The following is a 2043-nucleotide window of genomic DNA, read 5'->3' as shown; positions in this document are numbered from 1 at the left end:
ACGGTGGGTGAGCTCAGCGCTCGCCGCCCGGAACCCACAGCACGTCGCCCTCCGGGTTGGCCACGCGGCCCAGGACGAACAGCAGGTCCGACAGTCGGTTCAGATACTTGGCAGGAAGCACAGAGGTGGTCTCCGGGTGCGCCTCCACCGCGGCCCACGCGGCCCGCTCCGCCCGACGCGCCACCGTGCGCGCCACGTGCAGGTACGCGCCGGCCGGAGTGCCGCCGGGCAGGATGAACGAGTTGAGCGCGGTCAGCTCCTCGTTGAACTCGTCGATCCAGCCCTCGAGCCGATCGATGTACGCCTGCTCGATCCGCAGCGGCGGATACTTGGGGTGCTCCTCGATGGGCGTCGCCAGATCCGCGCCCGCGTCGAAAAGATCGTTTTGCACGGTGCGCAGCGCCGTGGCAACGCGCTCGTCCAGGTCGCCGAGCGTGAGGGCCACGCCGATCGCCGCGTTGGCCTCGTCGCAGTCCGCGTACGCCACCAGTCGGGCATCGTTCTTACTCACGCGGGAGAAGTCGGACAGTCCCGTGGTCCCGTCGTCGCCGGTCCGGGTATAGATCTTCGTCAGATGAACAGCCATGACAGTCAACTTACGCGGCACCCGCCCCAGCGGTTCCGCGGTTACGGGCGGAATCTCGCATAGTCTGTTCCCGTGAGCGGTAATCCCACGTCCCGCGAGGAGAGCTTCCTCGTCCGAGGCGGCACGAGTCTGAACGGCGAGATCGCCGTCGCTGGTGCCAAGAACAGCGTGCTCAAGTTGATGGCTGTCGCCCTGATGGCGGAGGGCCGGACCACGCTGACCAACTGTCCGGCCATCTCCGACGTCCCGGCGATGGCCGATGTATTGCGGCATCTCGGCTGCACCATCGAGATCAACGGCGACACTGTCACGATCGACACCCCCGCCGAACTGGGCCACGTCGCCGACGACAAGGCGGCCCAGCGTCTGCGCGCCTCCGTCTGCATCCTCGGTCCGCTCGTCGGACGCCATCACCGCGCGACGATCGCGATGCCCGGAGGCGACGCGATCGGCAGCCGCCCCCTGAACTGGCACCAGAACGGGCTCAACGCCCTGGGTGCGAAGACACGCATGGACCACGGCCGGCTCGTTGCCGAGGCCACCGAGCTGCGTGGCGCCACCTACTCGCTGAGTTTCCCGTCCGTGGGTGCGACCGAGACCTTCGTGACCGCGGCAGTCCTCGCCGACGGGACGTCCGTGTTGAACAACGCGGCCCGCGAACCCGAGATCGTGGACATCTGTGACCTGCTCAACGAGATGGGGGCGCGCATCAGCGGTGCCGGCACCAGCACCATCACCGTCGAGGGCGTGGACCACCTCACTCCCGTCACGCATAGGGTGATCGGTGACCGCATCGTCTCGGCCACCTGGGCCATGGGTGCGGTCATGACCCGAGGCGACGTGAAGGTGACGGGGATCGACCCGATGTTTATCCACGTCGTGCTCGAAAATCTCCGTGCGGTGGGCGCGAACGTCGAGACCGGGACCGATTGGGTCCGCGTCAGCCAGGACGGTCGGCCCCGCGCCCGGGACATCCGCACCCTGCCGTTCCCCGGATTCCCCACAGACCTCCAGCCCATGGCGATCGCCCTTGCCTCCGTCTCCAAGGGAGTCTCGGTGGTCACCGAGAACCTCTTCGAAGCACGCTTCCGGTTCGTCGAGGAAATGGTCCGCATGGGTGTCGACGCCGAGACGGACGGACACCACGCCAAGATCGTAGGCCGTGAACGACTCGACTCCGCCACCGTGTGGGCCAGTGACATTCGAGCCGGCGCCGGACTGGTGCTCGCCGGAATGTGCGCCGACGACATCACCGAAGTGTGCGAGGTCTTCCACATCGACCGCGGCTACTCCGACTTCGTGGGAGACATCCGCGCCCTGGGCGGCGACATCGAGCGGGTTCCCACCCACCGCTAGACACATTCGGGCCGGTTCGGGTCTGTTTTCTGTGGTCTCGGGCCGGATTCCGATTATGGCAGTGCGCAAATACCCTGTTTGAGCTGGGGATTTGGTGTTGT

Annotated in this window: 2 protein-coding genes; one reads left to right on the top strand and one right to left on the bottom strand. The window is 66.8% G+C overall.

Features of this window, described 5'->3' with window-relative positions; translation table 11 throughout:
• Positions 1–13: 13 nt before the first annotated feature.
• Entirely contained in the window at positions 14–586 is a 573-nt protein-coding gene (locus G6016_RS15520) for a cob(I)yrinic acid a,c-diamide adenosyltransferase (RefSeq protein WP_182633506.1), read from the bottom strand.
• Between the two features lie 72 nt (positions 587–658).
• Between G6016_RS15520 and murA the strand changes: the two genes are divergently transcribed.
• On the top strand, positions 659–1942 hold the full coding sequence (gene murA / locus G6016_RS15515; protein WP_182633505.1) for a UDP-N-acetylglucosamine 1-carboxyvinyltransferase: 1284 nt from the start codon (positions 659–661) through the stop codon (positions 1940–1942).
• Positions 1943–2043: the final 101 nt, after the last annotated feature.

The organism is Dietzia aerolata (genome assembly GCF_014144865.1).
GTDB lineage: Bacteria > Actinomycetota > Actinomycetes > Mycobacteriales > Mycobacteriaceae > Dietzia > Dietzia aerolata.
Note: the sequence above shows the minus strand (reverse complement) of the source record. Positions and strands in the feature narration are given on the sequence as shown.

Bases quoted from the DNA above. Each gene is read 5' to 3' on its own strand.
- G6016_RS15520 (WP_182633506.1), bottom strand. From the start codon at position 586: ATGGCTGTTCATCTGACGAAGATCTATACCCGGACCGGCGACGACGGG.